At 38.7% G+C, this 18,643-nt stretch carries 17 protein-coding genes and 1 tRNA gene; 10 read left to right on the top strand and 8 right to left on the bottom strand.

The annotated features are described in order from the left end of the window. Positions 1-322: 322 nt before the first annotated feature. Positions 323-396: transfer RNA gene (locus BM073_RS02515), tRNA-Arg, on the bottom strand. 9 nt (positions 397-405) lie between these two features. After that, positions 406-1,620, bottom strand: a complete 1,215-nt coding sequence (sucC, locus tag BM073_RS02520) for an ADP-forming succinate--CoA ligase subunit beta (protein ID WP_091649907.1) — start codon at positions 1,618-1,620, stop codon at positions 406-408. Between the two features lie 151 nt (positions 1,621-1,771). On the opposite strand from sucC, the gene BM073_RS02525 reads away from it, so the two are divergent. Beyond that, the gene (locus tag BM073_RS02525; protein WP_091649910.1) at positions 1,772-2,425 is read left to right on the top strand and encodes an ABC transporter ATP-binding protein; all 654 of its coding nucleotides are present in this window, start codon (positions 1,772-1,774) and stop codon (positions 2,423-2,425) included. 1 nt (position 2,426) lies between these two features. On the opposite strand, the gene BM073_RS02530 is transcribed toward BM073_RS02525, so the two are convergent. Further along, complete coding sequence (locus BM073_RS02530) at positions 2,427-2,876, bottom strand: peroxiredoxin (protein ID WP_091650894.1); 450 nt, start codon at positions 2,874-2,876, stop codon at positions 2,427-2,429. A 142-nt stretch (positions 2,877-3,018) separates the two neighbouring features. On the opposite strand from BM073_RS02530, the gene BM073_RS02535 reads away from it, so the two are divergent. The 3 genes from BM073_RS02535 (at position 3,019) to BM073_RS02545 (ending at position 7,499) form a co-directional block, all read left to right on the top strand. Further along, positions 3,019-3,822: a DMT family transporter gene (locus BM073_RS02535; protein WP_091649912.1), complete on the top strand. Its 804-nt coding sequence runs from the start codon at positions 3,019-3,021 to the stop codon at positions 3,820-3,822. A gap of 57 nt (positions 3,823-3,879) precedes the next feature. Further along, a complete protein-coding gene (locus BM073_RS02540; protein ID WP_091649915.1) occupies positions 3,880-4,737 on the top strand; it encodes a hypothetical protein in 858 nt (285 codons plus the stop codon). Positions 4,738-4,838: 101 nt separating this feature from the next. Further along, on the top strand, positions 4,839-7,499 hold the full coding sequence (locus tag BM073_RS02545; protein WP_091649917.1) for a CHAT domain-containing protein: 2,661 nt from the start codon (positions 4,839-4,841) through the stop codon (positions 7,497-7,499). 49 nt (positions 7,500-7,548) lie between these two features. On the opposite strand, the gene BM073_RS02550 is transcribed toward BM073_RS02545, so the two are convergent. The 3 genes from BM073_RS02550 to BM073_RS02560 all read right to left on the bottom strand — a co-directional run bounded on the left by BM073_RS02550 (position 7,549) and on the right by BM073_RS02560 (position 9,741). Continuing rightward, on the bottom strand, positions 7,549-8,283 hold the full coding sequence (locus tag BM073_RS02550; protein WP_245756357.1) for a hypothetical protein: 735 nt from the start codon (positions 8,281-8,283) through the stop codon (positions 7,549-7,551). A 101-nt stretch (positions 8,284-8,384) separates the two neighbouring features. Beyond that, entirely contained in the window at positions 8,385-9,140 is a 756-nt protein-coding gene (locus tag BM073_RS02555; protein WP_091649918.1) for a hypothetical protein, read from the bottom strand. Further along, entirely contained in the window at positions 9,133-9,741 is a 609-nt protein-coding gene (locus BM073_RS02560) for an RNA polymerase sigma factor (RefSeq protein ID WP_091649921.1), read from the bottom strand. Before BM073_RS02560 ends, BM073_RS02555 begins: the two co-directional genes overlap by 8 nt. Positions 9,742-9,901: 160 nt before the next feature. Between BM073_RS02560 and BM073_RS02565 the strand changes: the two genes are divergently transcribed. From BM073_RS02565 to BM073_RS02580, 4 genes are all read left to right on the top strand, one after another. Further along, a complete protein-coding gene (locus BM073_RS02565; protein ID WP_091649925.1) occupies positions 9,902-11,389 on the top strand; it encodes a nicotinate phosphoribosyltransferase in 1,488 nt (495 codons plus the stop codon). Next, positions 11,376-12,005, top strand: coding sequence for a bifunctional nicotinamidase/pyrazinamidase (gene pncA, locus BM073_RS02570; RefSeq protein ID WP_407639966.1), 630 nt, complete (start codon positions 11,376-11,378; stop codon positions 12,003-12,005). Before BM073_RS02565 ends, pncA begins: the two co-directional genes overlap by 14 nt. 4 nt (positions 12,006-12,009) lie before the next feature. Further along, a complete protein-coding gene (locus BM073_RS02575; RefSeq protein WP_091649930.1) occupies positions 12,010-12,525 on the top strand; it encodes an acyl-CoA thioesterase in 516 nt (171 codons plus the stop codon). A gap of 375 nt (positions 12,526-12,900) precedes the next feature. Then, entirely contained in the window at positions 12,901-13,488 is a 588-nt protein-coding gene (locus BM073_RS02580) for a hypothetical protein (protein ID WP_091649934.1), read from the top strand. Between the two features lie 66 nt (positions 13,489-13,554). Here BM073_RS02580 and BM073_RS02585 read toward each other — a convergent pair whose 3' ends face one another. After that, a complete protein-coding gene (locus BM073_RS02585; RefSeq protein WP_091649939.1) occupies positions 13,555-14,517 on the bottom strand; it encodes a phosphotransferase in 963 nt (320 codons plus the stop codon). Between the two features lie 162 nt (positions 14,518-14,679). On the opposite strand from BM073_RS02585, the gene BM073_RS02590 reads away from it, so the two are divergent. Next, complete coding sequence (locus BM073_RS02590; RefSeq protein WP_091649943.1) at positions 14,680-15,837, top strand: acyl-CoA dehydrogenase family protein; 1,158 nt, start codon at positions 14,680-14,682, stop codon at positions 15,835-15,837. A gap of 52 nt (positions 15,838-15,889) precedes the next feature. Continuing rightward, a complete protein-coding gene (locus BM073_RS02595) occupies positions 15,890-17,575 on the top strand; it encodes an AMP-binding protein (RefSeq protein ID WP_091649946.1) in 1,686 nt (561 codons plus the stop codon). Between the two features lie 32 nt (positions 17,576-17,607). On the opposite strand, the gene BM073_RS02600 is transcribed toward BM073_RS02595, so the two are convergent. Beyond that, on the bottom strand, positions 17,608-18,540 hold the full coding sequence (locus BM073_RS02600) for a UDP-glucuronic acid decarboxylase family protein (protein WP_091649949.1): 933 nt from the start codon (positions 18,538-18,540) through the stop codon (positions 17,608-17,610). Between the last annotated feature and the right edge of the window lie 103 nt (positions 18,541-18,643).

Raw genomic sequence — 18,643 nt, forward strand, 5'->3', positions numbered from 1 at the left:
ATTTTTGAATTCATTGTGGTAGTTAAATAATAGTTGGTTTAGTTTTCAAATAAAGGGCAGGAGATTTTCTCCTGCTTTTTTATTTTAATCTTGGATAAGTACAATTTCTAGCTTTTTAACTTATTTCTATCCTTCCCTTTTCCTTATCCATATTTTCAAGGGAGTTTCCTTAGGGAGAAAATATTTTCTCTTAAAGTTTAATACTCCAGCCTTTTTCTCCATAATCAAAAAAAATACGGTCCACTTTCTCTCATATTACCTTATCCCTGCTAGAGTATATAACAAAAAAAAAGCCCAGACTAGGAGTCTGAGCTTAAAAGAGTGCACTCGGAAGGATTCGAACCCTCAACCCTCGGAGCCGAAATCCGATATTCTATCCAGTTGAACTACGAGTGCTGCTATATTTTAGCCTTTTAGTACACCTTGTACTTTTTCTGCAGCTTCTTTCAAAGTGATTGCAGAAAATACTTTAAGGCCTGATTCGTCAATGATCTTAGCACCTTCTTCAGCGTTGGTTCCCTGAAGTCTTACGATGATAGGAACTCGAATGTCTCCGATTGATTTGTAAGCTTCAACCACACCGTTAGCGATTCTGTCGCATCTTACGATACCGCCAAATACGTTAATCAAAATTGCCTTTACATTAGGGTCTTGAAGGATAATTCTAAATCCAGCTTCCACAGTAGTAGCGTTTGCTCCTCCTCCTACATCTAGGAAGTTAGCCGGCTCACCACCAGATAATTTGATCATATCCATAGTTGCCATAGCCAGACCTGCCCCGTTCACCATACAGCCAACGTTACCGTCCAACTTCACATAGTTAAGACCGGATTTTCCAGCTTCAACTTCCAATGGATCTTCTTCAGCCAAATCTCTCAATTCAGCCAAATCCTTATGTCTGTAAAGTGCATTGTCATCCAGATTTACTTTAGCATCTACTGCCAAAATTTTATCATCTGAAGTTTTCAATACTGGGTTGATTTCAAACTGAGAAGAATCTGTAGCTTCATACGCCTTATAAAGCGCAGTGATAAATTTGGTCATCTCCTTGAAAGCATTTCCGCTCAATCCCAATTTGAAAGCTACCTTTCTTACTTGGAATCCCTGAAGTCCTGCTTTAGGATCGATCCATTCTTTGATAATTTTCTCAGGATGCTTCTCGGCTACCTCTTCGATATCCATACCACCTTCGGTAGAAGCCATGATCACATTGGATCCTGTAGCTCTGTCCAAAAGGATAGAAACATAATATTCTTTAGGTTCTGAATCACCAGGGTAGTATACGTCCTCAGCGATCAAAACTTTGTTTACTTTTTTACCTTCCGGTCCGGTTTGGTGAGTTACCAAGGTTCCTCCAAGGATATTTTTAGCCTTTTCAGCTACCTCTTCCAATTTTTTGGCAAGTACAACACCATTGGAACCAGTTTCTTGAACCTTACCTTTTCCACGGCCTCCAGCATGGATTTGAGCTTTAATCACATACCAGGAAGTTCCTGTTTGAGCGTTGAGTTTTTCTGCAGCTTCTTGTGCGGCTTCGGGACTGTCTGCTACGATGCCCTCCTGAATTCTAACGCCGTAACTTTTTAGTACTTCTTTAGCCTGATATTCGTGAATGTTCATCTCTCAAAATTTTTGGGCGAAGTTAAGCCCTAGCCGTGGATAAATCAAATCTGAATTTTGCCTTTTTTATTTGTTAGGACCTTATTTGATGGCATAAATGCCCTTTGCCTCGAAGAATTGTTCTAATTTTAGGAGCGTAAATTTTAATAGTATGTTGATAGCCAGAGACATCCATAAATCCTATGGAAATCTCCATGTTTTAAAAGGGGTGGATCTTGAGATTTCCACTTCAGAGATTGTTTCCATAGTCGGTTCATCGGGTGCCGGAAAAAGTACTTTGTTGCATATTTTGGGGACTTTGGATAAGCCAGATCAAGGAACTTTGTCCATGAATGGTAAGGATTTAATAGCCATGAAAGGAGAGGGGCTGGCTCAATTTAGAAATCAGCAAATAGGCTTCATTTTTCAATTTCATAATTTACTTCCTGAGTTTACAGCTTTGGAAAATATTCAAATACCAAGCTTTATTCAGGGAAAAAATCCTCAGCAAATCGAAAAAAAAGCTGGCGAATTAGCTGAAATTCTGGGTATTTCTCATCGACTGGATCATAAACCATCCACTTTATCCGGTGGGGAACAGCAACGTGTGGCAGTGGCGAGAGCCTTGATCAATAGTCCGGAAGTGGTGTTTGCTGACGAACCCAGTGGCAACTTGGATACCAGCAATGCAAGAGCTTTGCATGAGCTGTTTTTTACCTTGAGAAAAGAGTTGGGGCATTCCTTTGTGATAGTTACTCACAATGAGGAATTGGCTGCCATGGCCGATAGAAAAGTAGAAATGAGAGACGGAAATATTCTCAGTTAACTTATTTATTGAGTTTTTTGAGCATGCTTTCTATATGTCCTTTGGATTCAAACATATCTGAAAAAACTCCAGCTATTTTCATTTCAGCATCTATCAGATAGGTAATCCTTTTCGGCATTTTGATCAACGGTACCAAGGCATCGTATTTTTGGCAAACCTTTCCTGAGGTATCAGATAAAAGTTCGAAGGGAAGATTGAATTGCTTTTTGAATTTCTCATGCGTAGCCAAATCATCTCTGCTAACGCCAAAAACAGGAATGTCCAGATCCCGAAATGCCGCAAACTGATCTCTGAATTCACATGCCTCTGCAGTACAAACTCTTGTAAAATCTTTTGGGTAGAAATAAAGGATGAATGATTTGCCTTCTAAATCCCTGCTGGGTTTGAGTTCCGTTCCGGATGTTCCTTTCAAAGTGAAATCCGGAGCGATTTGTCCTAGTTTTAATGCCATCTTATCTTTTTTAACTCTCCTAAGTATAGATAGTTTATTCTGTTTTTGAAGATTTTTTTTGAACTCTCCAATGATAATTTTGCTTTGTAAGTACAACACCCTAAAATGAAATAAAAAATTGAAGATTTCTAGCGTTCAATCCATGCTTTTGGCTGGAGTATTTTTTGCGTTGATGAATGTATCAGTCAAGTTCATTCCTCATATCCCTGCCATAGAGATTATTCTGTTTAGGTCTATTTTCTCCTTGATTTTCAGCTATGTTTTTTTGAAAAATCAAAAAATACCGGTCTTTGGGAATAATAAGAAACTGTTGGTTATCCGTGGAATTGTAGGCTCTGTGGGCCTGATAGGGTTCTTTTACACGCTTCAGAAAATTCCATTGGCCAGTGCTGTAACAATACAATATCTATCCCCAATCTTTACTACCATTCTTGGTATTTTTTTAGTCAAAGAAAAAGTCAAACCTATACAGTTTCTTTATTTCTTTATATCCTTCGCCGGCGTTTTAGTGATACAGGGTTTTGATCCTCGAATAGATTTCTTTTATGCCGGAATCGGAATCATCGCTGCACTTTTTTCTGGTTTGGCTTACAATGTGATTCGAAAGCTCAAAAACACAGAGCACCCGCTGGTAATCATATTTTATTTTCCTTTGGTAACTCTTCCAGTTGCTACGTTGATCAGTTATTTTACTTGGGTTCAACCGATAGGCTGGGATTGGTTGATTTTACTTTGGATAGGTATTTGTACTCAGGCAGCACAGTATTTTATGACAGTTGCTTATCAAAACGCCAATGTCTCAAAAATTTCCAGTCTGAGTTATTTAGGAATTTTATATGCATTGTTCTTTGGGTTCGTTCTATTTGGAGAAACCTTCGGAATTATGTCCTATGTTGGAATGGGATTGGTATTAATAGGCATTTTGTTGAATTTAAGAGAAAAATAATCTGTTATCTGATTACAATTTTATAATTGGAATCGACTTAAAATAAAAAAGGAACTCATGCGCCCACATGCTTTACTTTCAACTTTGACTTTTGCCTTATTGGCTTTGCTATCTTTTTCTTGTGTTCAGGATAATCAGATCAGAGATAATTCATTTGATTGCGAGTTATTTGCTTACACAGACACCATTTATTACATCAATGCAACCCAAAATGTAATTGTAAATCCGATTACCAATGCATCAGGAACTTTCACTGCCAGTCCTGATGGATTGGCTATCAATGGAGAGACGGGGGCTATTGATGTAAATGCAAGTGAAACCGGATTGAAATATAAAGTAACATTTACTCCGGAAGGAAGCTCCAGTTCCTGTGATACTTTTGTTACCATCGGAGGGGTGAATTACCGGGATGGTATTTATGTCCTTGGACAGAATCAAATACAGGCAGCTCCAATTTATAATGGAGTTCCGGGTTTGTTACTTCCCTGCGATGATGGAGATGATGACGACGATGATGATACCAGCTGTGATTTTGATGTAGAGGATCAAAACGGTATTTCTCTAGAGGATCTCGGTTTTGAGATTTCATCCAAAGGTGTTTTTGACCTTCAAAAAACAGTTGAAAATGGGACATTTGGTGCTATTCCCGTAAACGGACAAGTCCTAGATGTTGAATTGCTTTACAGATTACCTGATTTAAGCAATCTGGCACTCAATTCTATCCCCTTGAGATTTTTCTATTTTGAAACTGTGGCAGACATTCCTCAAGCATTATTGGATGATATTGAGGAAAAAAATGACTTGATCAATGAGCGAAGAGGAGGAAATTGGGTTAATTTTAGATCACTAAATGAAACCCGACCTGCCGGCAAGCCGAGACCTCCTTTTGTGGTAATCGTTGCTCGTCTGGAGTAGGGTTTATCCCTATTTCCGTGTTTGTAAAGAGACTCTATCTTTCCATTTTCCTAAGCTTATGCTTCTCACCCATATGCGTATTAGCGCAAGGAAAACTGGATTTGCTGAAAAAAGCCGACTCTCTTTACCAGTTGCCTTCACCTACTGAGGAGGATGATAGGCTTGCCATCAAGCTGTACTCTGAGGCTTTGGCTGAAACTCCCAATTCTGAAGAGGTTCAGCTTTTCTTGAGAGGCTCTGAAAGGTTAGGAGTGTTACTTTCAGTTTATGGTAAAAATGAAGCTGCAGCCAAATCTTACAGAAAAGGAATTCAACTTGCCAAAGCATTTAAGCTTCCGGATACTTTAGTTTACTCATCTCATCTATTTTTGGGAGAGCTTCTTTTTAGCTTGAGTAAGCTGGATAGTTCAATTTACCATTTGAAGGAGGCGGAAAATCTTCAGAAATTAATTCAGGAAAAGACTCAGCCTGAACGGCTATTTAATGCTTTAGGGGTTTACTTTTTTGAAACAGGAAATTACAGCCAAAGTATCAGCTATTTCAGTAGGGCAGAGTCAGCCTTGCCTTCTTCTTTAGGGGATTATGGACGATATGCACGCTATAGTTTCTTGAGTAATAAGGCATCAGCCTTGTATAATCTGGAAAAATACGATAGTGCGAAAAAGATCTATGAGGATTTACTGACTTGGGAGATTAATCCAAATCAAGTTCGAATCAATCTGGCAAACACTCATTTGGAAGAGGGAAATCCTGATCAAGCGCTGGATGTATTAAACCAGATAAGTGAGACCTCTGAGCCTTTAAAGTTTTCGCATTGGAATTTACTTGCGAAAGGTTATTTGTTAAAAAATGATCTTGAGGCTGCTGAATTGGCTTTGGATAGGACTAGGGACTCTCTCATGATCAAATTGACAAGGAAAAATGATCTTCAGAGAGGTATCTATCATAATCTTAGAGGCCAGCTCCATGAACAGAAAAAGGAGTATCAGAAGGCTTTGAATTCTTACCAAAAAGCAATCATTGAGCTACATCCAACTTTTCAAAACTCAGATATTTTTCAAAATCCGGAAAAATCATCCTTAGGAATGTCGTCTATAACGCTTTTTGAAGTTTTAGCATCAAAGGCGAAAATAGCCTGGATGCTTTACGAAAAAGAAGAAGATTCCAAATGGTTCAGGTTGGGCTTGAGTACCTATCTCAGTGCTTTCGATTTTGCAAATTACATCAGCTTCAATTTTGATAACGATGAGGCTAGAATTTTTTTGGGAGACCAAGTTCTCAAGGCCTATCAAATCGCCATCGAGAGGATTTATAATATTGCTCTTGAGAGAGATGAATTGGGTTTAATGGAGCAGGCTTTTGTTTGGGCAGAGCAAAGCAAAGCCGGGGCTTTGAGACAAAGTGCCTATTTTGAAAGACTCAAAAGAAGGTCTGGAATCCCTTTAGCGAAGCTTCAGGAAGAGGAAAACCTCCAGTTTCTGCTTTCAAAAAATTATCAAAGACAATATTTATCCAATGATCCCGAAGAGTTAAAGAAGCTTCAGGAGGAATTTGTCAAACTGCAAGTTGACTTGTCCAGGTTACGTGAAGAATTCAAGAGTTTTTTGCCTGATTTTGAAAATGCAGATGTCTTTAGTTTAGCTAGATATCAGGATCAATTGGGTAGGAGGAAGGCGAGTTTATCTCTATTCCAAACTTCTTCAAAATTATTTGTTTTTTGGGTTGAGCCTGATTTTTTCGATTTCAAAGCGTTGGATATCAAAGAAATCAATTTCAGAGAACTTGAAAATTGGAGGAAGGCATTACAAACTCCTAACTTGGGCAGAAAGTATGATGCTGGTTCCTTTATCAGTCAATTTGGGAAAACACTTTTTGATCCTTGGCTGGTGAGAATGAAAAGCAGGAATCAGTTGATTGTAGTTCCTCATGCGCAGTTTAATTCTATTCCTTTTGAGGTATTACCCATTGATGGAGAATATTTAATTGAGCGAATTGCAGTTTTATATCAGTTTTCTGCCGCTTTGGTTAAATCAGAACCCAAGAAAGAATGGTTTTCCAATGCTGTTTTGGGTTTTTCTCCATTTGAGCAAAAGGGATTTCAAGGCTTATCCAGATTGCCAGGATCCAAAGAGGAAATAAGCAGGAAAGGATTTACCGTGTTTACAGATGAGTCTGCCGATCTGGAAACTTTCTTGAAAGAAGCCTCTAATTATCCCTATATCCATTTGGCGACGCATGCAAAAGCTGAGCCCGGGGACATCAATTCTTCATTTATCGCATTCTATCCCGGTCTGGAAGAATTTAGGCTTTTTTCTCAGGAATTGAGCTATCAGGCTTTGGACTCGGTTGAATTTGTATTTCTCAGTGCATGCGAAACAGGAGCAGGGCAGTTGAGTGACTCTGAGGGGTTGATCAGTTTAGCTAGAAGTTTCGCTTTGGCTGGAGCTGATCACTTAATTACCTCATTATGGTTAACCGAAAATCAGGTAGCTGTGTATTTATCCGACGCCTTTTACAAACACTTGCAAGAAGGTGAAACCTATGCCTCGGCATTAAGATTGGCAAAATTGGATTTACTAAATGATCCCAAAATGTCCCAGTTCTCTCACCCTGGTTATTGGGCAAATTATGTGTTAATCGGTCAGCCTGAAGTAGTTTCTTTTGAGCGAAAAGTAAAAGAAGTAATAGGTAGGATAGCTTTGGTTCTCTTTATTCTAGCGGGTATAGTCTGGATAATTTACAGGTCAAATAAAAAGGAATAAAAAAAATCCGGCAAATTGCTCTGCCGGATTATTTCGCTGAAAATTAGCCCTATTTTAGTTTCAGCTCAATTTCGCTTGAAGCTTCTATTTTATCCAATACTCTTTCATAGATTTCTCTATTTTTTGTTCTTGAAATTAGCAAGACACCATCAGTCAATTCTGCATTTTCTAATTCAGAATTTGAGATACTAGAGAACCAACCTTTTGCATTAATTTCTAGCATTGCCAAAGGATTATTTACTGCATCGAGGAAGAATAATTCATCATCATCTTCGGCTTCCAACTCAACTTCAAAATCCAAGTCCTCGTCATCATCTCCAAAAACCTGAAGTCTAAATGGTACTGAACTTCCGTCTTCCTTATTAAAAGTACCGTCTAGCTGAATGCTTGGCTCGTTTCTGTTATCAATCAAGTCAATTTCAAATTCAACTTCATAATAGTTTCCAGCAGGAATATTGATAAAGAAGTCGGCTCCTGAATCAAATTCATTGAAATCGATTTTCAGAATTTCCGGAAATTTATATTCAAGCTCACGCTCGAATTCTCCATTTTCGTCAACTCCTTCTGTTTCCAACTCAATTTTTTTCACTTGTAAAAAGCCTGAGTTGATATCAAGTCCTGAATTTTGGATTCTTGCGCCTGGATTCGTACCGGAGTTCATTTTGACTCCAACACCCATTCTCACTTCTCCTTCACCTAAGGAAAGAGGATCTTCATCATTGTTACAGGCAGCTAGCCCGATAATCAAAAATGTGCTTAGTGTTAATTTGATTAGTGTTCTCATAATTTTTGTTGGTTTAATCCTTTGTCGGAGTCAATTGCAAATATGTAACCACTTAACTGAAAAAAAATTAAAAAAACTCCCCGAAGAGAGTTTTTGCTTTATTATAATCCCTTTTTCAGTTTTAGAATTCTTATTTTCCATAAATCCAACTTTGTAAAGTTTTTGAAATATCGATGTGAAGGATCCTGCAAGATCTTTTCAAGACGTAATTCAGCCTCATCATATTTTTCCTGCTGAAGTAATGACTGGATCAGATAATAATCGATTTCCTCCGAAAATACTGGTTCTTCCAATTGTGAACTTCTGGTTTCTAGATCTTTTAATATGATTTCAGCCGAAGCTGACTTTTCGTTTTCCAAATCAGCCATGGCTAAAATAAATAGGGATTCTAAATCTGATTGACTGACCTGACTTCTTAAGGACTCTATCAGCTCATAATCCTGGTTGAGGTAGGCATCCTGAATTTGTGAGAATGTATTTTGTTCTCCTCGCATCACAGGAATTTGATAGCTGTAAAAATTCTCTACCATGGAATTTTGGGACGTTGTGACGAATAGTACCACAGTTGCCACCACCAGTAAAAAAGACAGACCTGCGGCGATTCTTCCAGCCCAAGACCAAAGTGGAGTTGCTTTTGAATCTGCTTTTTTTCTCTCCTTCAAAAATGATTTTTGAGTTCCGGAGATCAATTCTGCCCAGGAGTTCATAGCTATTGCCTCTCTTGAGAGTTTTAGTAATTCCAGTTCCTCTCTTAAAGAGGCGTCTTCCTTTAAGCTATTTTCAAGTAGTATTTTTTCTTCAGAAGCTAATTTTCCATCCAAATAAGCTTCCAATGTTTCCAAGTCTATATTATTCATGGCGTAAAGCTTTTTGAAGGTTTTGATATACTTGAGGTGAAGCCTGTGTTTTTTCAATCAATGATTTCAGGCATTTGTATTTTTTGTTTCTGAGAACCTGCTCTGAACTAAAGTCAAGTTTCTCGCAAATCTCCTTCATTGGAAGTTCTTCATAGTAGAAGAGTTGAAGAATCTGCTTGCATTTGTCTCCCAACTCTTGAAAGAGTCCCATGATGTATTTGAGACTCTCGGTTTTTGCTATGCTTTCCGAGACATCTGAATCTACTTTTTCAGTTCTTTCTTCATATTTCTCATGCCTTGCAGCAGAGCTTTTTCTTTTTCTTAACTCTGTGATCCAAAGGTTTCTACAAATACTGTAAAGAAAGGATTTGATGGAGGACTCTGCTCTGAATTTTCCTTCAGAAATCATTTGTACAAAAATCAGCATCACTTCCTGAATGATGTCTGCCGCATCGTCTGAACTGCCGGAATTCTGTAAAATGTAATTTTCTAAGACTCCGTAATATTGTCGATAAAGTAAAGTTATTGCCATATTCTGCCGGTTTTTGGTTAGGATCATTTCCACCAGTTCCTGATCAGTGAAATTTGGATTTAGCTTCATTTGCTATTCATCTTTAGGTCGATACAGCTTGGAATTTTGTAACCACAATATCCAAAAAAAACAGTTCATCAGTGATAAAACTTCATTTGTCCGGAAATGTGTTTAGAAAACTTTAGGGAAGAATCAATGTCTGTTATATTTTTAAGTCAGAATTGAATTTATGAAAATCACGAAAGACTTATATCAGGGAAGCTTGGCCCTTCTCACTGACTTTTATCAGCTTACCATGGCGTATGCCTATTGGAAATCGGGAAAAGGTGAGCAGGAGGCTGTTTTTAATCTGTTTTTCAGAAAACATCCATTTCAGGGCGGTTTTACCTTGGCAGCTGGACTGGATTATGTCATTGACTATTGCAGTAATTTCAGGTTTGGGAAAGAGGATATAGAGTACCTCTCACAAATGAAAGCCCCTGATGGAAGCCCACAGTTTGAAAAGGGATTTTTGGAGTATTTGAGCGAATTAAAATTCAGTTGTGACATAGATGCCGTGGAGGAAGGAACCGTGGTATTTCCCAATGCACCTATGGTGCGTGTAAAAGGCCCTTTAATCCAGTGTCAGTTGCTGGAAACACCCCTTCTGAATATCCTCAACTTCCAATCATTGATCGCTACTAAGGCAGCTAGAATTAATTTGGCAGCAAAAGGAGAACCTGTATTAGAATTCGGTTTACGAAGGGCACAAGGCATAGATGGAGCATTGGCAGCAAGTAGAGCGGCCTATATTGGAGGGTGTGCTTCTACCAGTAATGTAATGGCAGGAAAGCTATTTGGAATACCTGTTTCCGGAACACATGCCCATAGCTGGATCATGTCATTTGAGACTGAACTGGAAGCTTTCGAAGCCTATGCAGATGCATTTCCCAATCAATGTGTCTTTTTGGTAGATACCTATGATACAATCAATGGAATCAAAAACGCAATTAAGGTTGGCCAAGCTTTGCGAAAAAAAGGAAAAGAGATGATGGGGATCCGAATTGACAGCGGGGATTTGGCTTATTTTTCCAATCAAGCAAGAGAACTCTTGGATGAGGCAGGGTTTCCTGAGGCAAAAATTGTAGCTTCCAATGACCTGGATGAGCATATCATTACTTCTTTGAAAGGGCAGGAGGCCTCAATCAATGTATGGGGTGTTGGAACCAAACTGGTTACAGCGTTTGATCAGCCTGCCTTGGGCGCCGTTTATAAGTTGTCAGCTATTAAAACCGAGAATGGAATTTTTCAGCCTAAGATTAAAATCAGTCAACAATCCCTGAAAATCAATATTCCGGGAATTCACAATGTGAAGCGATACTACTCTAATGACAAAGCAGTGGCTGATATGATTTACTTGGAAAATGAGGAGATCAACCCAAGAGGTACGGTCATTATTGATCCAACTGATCCGACTAGAAGAAAAAGAATCATGCCGGCATTTTATCAGGAAGAGGATTTATTAAAACCTATTTTCAAAAAAGGGAAAGCAGTTTATCAAAGTCCTGATATTCAAAAAATCCGTGAAAGAGCACAGAAACAGCTGGATTCCTTTGATAAAACACATAAGAGATTGGTCAATCCGCATCTATATCCAGTGGGCTTGGAGGAAAATTTGCACCATTTGAGAATGGAATTGGTTTTACAGGCAAAAAAGATGGAAAATGGCAATGCATAATTCAAAGTCAGCTTTAGTAATAGTTGATGTTCAATATGATTTTTTACCGGGAGGCGCTTTAGCGGTCTCTGATGGAGATCAAATTGTACCCATCATTAATTCAATTCAGGAAAAATTTGAATTGATCATAGCGACTCAGGATTGGCATCCAGTTGATCATCAAAGCTTTGCGGCCAATCATGAAGGCAAGAATCCTGGGGATCTGATTGATCTCCAGGGATTGACGCAGGTTTTGTGGCCAGTTCACTGTGTACAGTTTACCAAAGGAGCCCAATTTTCCTCGGACCTTAATCAATCTCAATGGGAGGATATTTTTCAAAAAGGGACTAATCCGGAAGTGGACTCGTATTCAGGCTTTTTCGATAATGCCAGAAGAGGGGTTACAGGTTTGGGAAAATTTTTAGAAGATATTGGAGTGGAAAAGGTATATGTTTGCGGTCTTGCACAAGATTACTGCGTGAAGTTTACAGCTATGGATTCGAAAAGCCTGGGGTTTGAAACCTATTTAATTACGGATGCGACCAAGCCTGTAAACCTTAAAGCGGAAGATGGAGATGTGGCTTTGAAGGAAATGCAGGATGCAGGAATTCATTTAATTACCTCAAAAGACCTTTAAAAGAATGTTTGAATTTAACCCAGACAAATACTACCCCCAAGAAACGGAAAGCAGAGTTGTAATCCGTTTTCAAGATTGCGATCCTTTACAGCATTTAAATAATGCGAAGTATTTTGATTACTTCTTCAATGCGAGGGAAGATCAGGTGCCAAAGCTGTATGGCTTGGAAGTTATTGATTTGATCCGAAAGTATAAAGCTGCCTGGGTGGTGTACAATCATAATATCAGCTATGTCAAACCTGCCATGGTGGGAGAGTGGGTCCGCATCATGAGCCGAATCATCTGGCATAATCACAATACTATAGTGGTTGAATACTACATGACTGATGATAGCAAGACTCAGCTCAAGACCTTGCTTTGGTCTACTATGCGCTATGTGACATTGGCTGAAGGGAAGTCAACAGATCATGAAGGTGCAGTGGCAGATTTCCTAAAGGCTACTTCAGGAAACCTGGATATCAGTGATTTAGATATCAAAGATCGAGTGAAAATGTTGATTTCAGAGTTTAAGAAATCTTAAAAGAAGACTTTAATTGTCCCGCGACGAACAAGACCTGTACAGAAGCGTACAGGTTTTTTTATTTGTAAAAATTGGCATGATGCGATGGAAATTTTTTTTGAATTAATTTTCCTTAACAATACCGGTAATCATGCAACCTTCTTCCAGTAAGAAATCCAAGGATTTTGTTCGGAACTGATACAAGCGAACGGGGATTTGCTCAGTAGTTATACAGTTTTTGTTAATTTTTTGACACGTTATCCAAATTTAATTTTGTTCAATTGTTAATTTTTTGAAAAATGTATTTTCTCAGTTTTAATGAGAAACTGGGATTATTCAGAGTTGGTATGTCCTTCGCAAGAGGGTAGACATTGAAACACTAAACCAACTCACATTATGAAAACCTTATTCACAATCGCAATGGCCGGACTTTTAGCAACTAGCACTCTGGCTTCAAATTCAAATGAAGACTTGATGGCTTTATCTACTGCCAGCGCCAAGTTTAAAAAAGTAAACGTCCTTCTTAAAGAAGGTATTGGGAAAGCCAAAGTAGCAATCCTTGATGAGGATGGAAAAATGCTCCATCAAAGAAAAGTAAATGTAAAGGACCAGCAAGTAATCGTTCCTTATGACTTGAATGAAATGCCTTGTGGAGAATATCAGGTCAAAATTACTACAGAGGATGAGGAAGTAACTTACAAGGTGGAAACGTTTGAGCGCAAAAAAATAATTGATGAGTATCCATTGGCAGCTTACGGTAAGAAAGTGGACGATCAGACCATCAATTTATCTGTGTTTGGATTGACCGAACCTGGAGTTCGAGTTAAAGTTCGTCATGAAGATTCTGATGCAATTTTGCACTCTGAAAGAATCAATGTTTCAGAAGGCTTTACCAAGGATTTCAAATTGCAGGGATTAAGTCCTGAAGAAGTTTATTTGGAGGTAACAGACTCTAAAGGAAGAATGAAAATTCTCCATTTCTAATTCAAAAATTGAAGAAAAAAAGCTCCAGACGAAGATGTTTGGAGCTTTTTTGTTTTTCACGGCAACTTAGCCAAGAATGAGCTTTCTTCCCTTTTCCAATAATTTTTTCTTTGCTTCCAGATCAAAATTTACTGGAAGCTGGGCTATACCTATCAGTCTTCTCAAGATTTCAACCCCATGGTATTGATCCAACAAAGCTTGGGAATAAGGCAGGGTATAATGATCCTGGAAAGCCTGCTGAATAATTTCAGAGTTTCCACTGAGATCTCCATGTGCCAAGACCACGCCTAGATCAAACTCGGCATCACCCATAAAACCAAATTCAGGATCTATGACTTTTAACTCACCCTGGGATTCTATCCAGCTACCTGGATAAAAGTCACCATGAAGTAAAGTCTTTCCGGTAGAAAGATATCTTTTACCTAATTCAGTGATTTTGGATTTCAGCTGGGTATCCCTTTTCCAAGCCATACTCAAATCCTGCAAGCCAGGCTGAACGCTATCTAAGTCAAAGCCATTTTCTTCTAAGAAAGGAAAATTGAAAATGTGCTCATGATTTAATTTCTTCATTTCTAGATTTTCAGGAAAACCCAACCCATCAACCTGATGTAGGAAATTGAGATATTGAAAGATGGATTTTGCATGATTTTGACTTAAAGAAAAATCAGCTTGATACATTTTCGAAAAGTCTCCTTCTGTCCCCAAATCTGCAGTAATTAAAATATGTTGATCAGGATAATAAGCCAATACTTCCGGGGAGTAGGGACGCAGACTTTCCTTCTGATTAATCCTGCTGAGATATTGGTATTCTACATCAATTCTTTCGATGGGAGCAGGGATTTGAGGGAATTTCCTGACATAAGGTTTGGATTGCTTGAGGATGACAGACTTTTCATTTGTCTGTACTCTTAAAACCAGGTTCATATTACTGTCGCCGGCAGGCAATACATTGAGAATTTTTTCTCCTTTATTCCAAAAATCCAGTACTTCTAAATCAGAAATGGGGCTGTTGATACTTAACTCGGTCATAGGAAAGCTAGATGTCTTTGTGGTTGAAGTTTAAACATAAGTCTTGTTAATCAATTTTTCAGAAAAGGAATTGTTTATTTTTCCTTAAATGAAAACCCTTAATTAACCTCAAAAACAGCTGAATTTTCTATTTTTGAGGGAATTAAAAACGATATAAACCCAATGTTTGGACTACCACGAATGTTATTTACCGAAGAGCATGAGCTTTTTCGGCAGAGTGTAAAAGATTTTATTGCCAGAGAGATAAGCCCCTACAATGCAGAATGGGAGAAACAAAAAATGGTTTCTCGAGAATCCTGGAAAAAATTTGGTGAAAACGGATTCTTAGGCATACAAGCTCCCGAGTCATTGGGAGGAATGAACATACAAGATTTCCGATACAATGCGATATTAATTGAAGAATTGGGATTGAGTGGATGCTCAGGACCTGCGATTGGATATCCCCTTCACAGTGACATTGTGATGCCTTATATTTTGCATTATGGCACAGAAGAAGCCAAGAAGAAGTATATCCCCAAGATGGTTTCAGGTGATTATATCGGTGCCGTTGCAATGACTGAGCCCGGTGCTGGTTCTGATTTACAGGGAATGCGTACATCAGCTGAGGATAAAGGAGATCATTTTTTGGTTAATGGAAGTAAAACTTTCATTACAAATGGTTATCTATCTGATGTTGTGGTTGTTGCGGTTAAAACTGATCCTGCAAAAGGTGCAAAAGGCATCAGTTTGGTTCTGATTGATAAGGATATGAAAGGATTTTCAAAAGGAAAGCCTTTTGAGAAAGTTGGCCTTCATGCCCAAGATACTTGCGAATTATTCTTTGAAGATGTGAAAGTTCCAAAGGAAAACCTTCTTGGTAAGTTGGGAGAAGGGTTCAAATATTTGATGACCGAACTTGCCCAAGAGCGATTGGTAGTCGCTTTGGCGGCAGTTGCTTTGGGAGAATATATGCTGGCATCCACTGTTGAATATGTGAAGCAAAGGAAAGCCTTCAATAAAAGTATTTCGGAGTTCCAAAATACCAGATTCAAATTAGCAGAGATGACAGCAGCTTTGGAGCAGGGAAGAATCTATTGTGACCATTTGGTGCAGTTGCATAATTCCAAATTAGTTGATCCTGCCATGGCGTCTGCAGCTAAATACAATATGACCGAACTTCAGTGCAAGGTGGCGGATGAATGTGTACAATTACACGGAGGATATGGGTACATGTGGGAGTATGGAGTAGCTCGAGCTTATGCAGATGCGAGAGTTCAGAGAATTTATGCAGGTACAAATGAAATTATGAAGGAGTTAATTGCCCGAAAAATTTTAAAATAGAATTATATTAGGCTTTAATTAAATATAACGTTACACCCAAATTAGCCAATCGATGAAGGATTTCCCGTGGTTTAAACATTACCCTGCCTCTGTTGAAAAAGAAGTGAATTGTGAAGCATACTCCAGTGTTGCAGATTTATTCGATGAAAGCGTTGAGAAATACAAAGATGCGGTCGCCTATGAATGCATGGGAAAGACACTGTCTTTCAATCAAATAAATGAATACAGTGCTCATTTTGCTGCTTACCTTACAGAGGAATTAAAGTTGAAAAAGGGTTCCCGCGTGGCAATCCAAATGCCAAATATCCTTCAATATCCTGTGGTGATGTTTGGTGCCCTGAGGGCAGGGATGGTTGTAGTTAATACTAATCCGCTTTATACATCTTCCGAGATGAAGCATCAGTTCAATGATTCTGGGGCTGATGTTATTGTCATTGTAGCCAACTTTGCCTACAACTTGGAAAAAATCCTTCATGAAATCCCCGCTAAACATGTCATAGTTACAGAATTGGGGGATATGTTGGGCGGTTTCAAAGGCACATTGGTAAACTTGGTGGTGAAGCATATCAAAAAAATGGTTCCTGCTTACAGTATTCCCAATGCTGTTTCCTTGAAGTCCACACTTTCAAAAGGAGCTAAGCATAGCTTCAAAAAACCAAAGATTTCTCTTCAAGATACCGCTTTCCTACAATATACAGGAGGAACTACAGGGGTCTCTAAAGGTGCTGAATTAACGCACAGTAATATAGTGGCAAACATGCAGCAGATTTCTGCTTGGATGAAACCTAAGTTGAGAGAGCGAGAGGAAATTGTAATTACTGCTTTGCCATTATACCATATTTTCGCTTTGACAGTGAATTGTTTGGCTATGCTAAAAATTGGAGCACATAACCTTTTGATCACCAATCCAAGGGATATGAAGGCCTTTTGCAAAGACCTATCCAAGCATCAATTCACGGTTTTCACAGGAGTAAATACCTTGTTTAATGGACTTCTCAATCAAGAGGCATTTTTGAATCTTGATTTCAGCAAATTAAAGATCGCAGTAGGAGGAGGGATGGCTGTTCAGAAAGTTACTGCTGAAAAGTGGAAAAAAGTTACTGGAGTTCCTTTAGCAGAAGGTTATGGCTTAACAGAGACTGCACCAGTAGCTACATGTAATCCTATTGATGGAACTGAGAGGATTGGGACAATAGGAATTCCGTTGCCAAATACAGAGGTAATGATCGCTAATGATGAGGGTGAACCATTGGGATTAGGAGAAAGAGGAGAGATTTTGATAAAAGGACCTCAAGTCATGAAAGGTTATTGGAATCGTCCCGAGGAAACTGCAAATGTAATGCATGGAGAATGGTTTAAGTCAGGGGATATTGGAGTTATGGATGAAGATGGCTTCTTTAAAATCGTGGATAGAAAGAAGGAAATGATACTAGTTTCCGGGTTTAATGTTTATCCTAATGAAGTTGAAGATTGTATAGCTTCCTGTCCAGGAGTACTAGAAGTCGGAGTCATAGGAATGCCGGATCCTAAATCAACTGAAAAGGTGGTAGCCTATGTAGTAGCAAAAGATCAAAGTCTGAAGGCTGAGGCTGTTATAGCACATTGCCACGAATCATTGACCAACTATAAGATTCCAAAAGAAGTATATTTTACTGATGAGCTGCCTAAATCCAATGTGGGTAAAATTCTGAGGAGAAAAATCAAAGAGGCTCATATAGAAAAGCACGGAGACAAATAAAAAAAAAGCCACCCGAGAGGGTGGCTTTTGATTTATATAATACTTTCGAAATATTCAATTGTTTTGACCAAACCTTCTCGGAGTGGAATTGTAGGCTCCCAGCCTAATTCTTTCTTTGCAAGATCGATAACTGGCTTTCTCTGCATTGGATCATCCTGTGGTAATGGCATATGAACCAGCTTGCTTTTCGAGTTGGTCAGTTCGATTACCAAGTTGGCTAGCTCCAACATGGTGAATTCTCCGGGGTTTCCAATATTAACCGGACCAGTAAATCCGTCTCTGGAGTTCATCAACCTGTACATTCCTTCGATATTATCATCTACATAACAGAAAGAACGAGTTTGCTTTCCATCGCCGTAGATGGTGATATCTTGATTTTTTAATGCCTGAACAATAAAGTTGCTGACAACTCGGCCATCATTCGGGTGCATCCTTGGACCATAAGTATTGAATATTCTCATCACTTTGATCGCAACTCCATGCTGTCTGTGATAATCAAAGAATAAAGTTTCTGCACACCTCTTTCCCTCATCATAACAAGCACGAGGACCAAGCGTATTTACATTACCTCTGTAGGATTCAGGTTGAGGATGGATTTCTGGATCTCCATAAACTTCAGATGTACTTGCCTGAAGGATTTTAATTTTCAGCCTTTTAGCCAAACCTAACATGTTCATAGCACCAATCACGGAGGTTTTGGTCGTTTGAACAGGGTCAAATTGATAATGAATTGGAGAGGCGGGGCAAGCGAGGTTATAAATCTCGTCCACTTCCACATAAAGAGGATGAGTCACATCGTGCCTCAATAATTCGAAATTCTTATTGTCTAAAAGATGGTGAATGTTTCTTCTATTTCCCGTGAAAAAATTATCCACACATAGTACTTCGTTACCTTCCTTTAATAATCTATCGCATAGATGGCTACCCAAAAATCCGCCACCACCACTTACTAAAACTCTTTTCATTAATATTAAATGAGGTTAAAATTTATTGCTCGCCAAAATAAGCAAATGTTTTTCAATATTCATGGATAAAGATCGATTTAAACAGTAGCTCTCACTTTGAAGG

The organism is Algoriphagus ornithinivorans (assembly GCF_900115305.1).
Lineage (GTDB): Bacteria > Bacteroidota > Bacteroidia > Cytophagales > Cyclobacteriaceae > Algoriphagus > Algoriphagus ornithinivorans.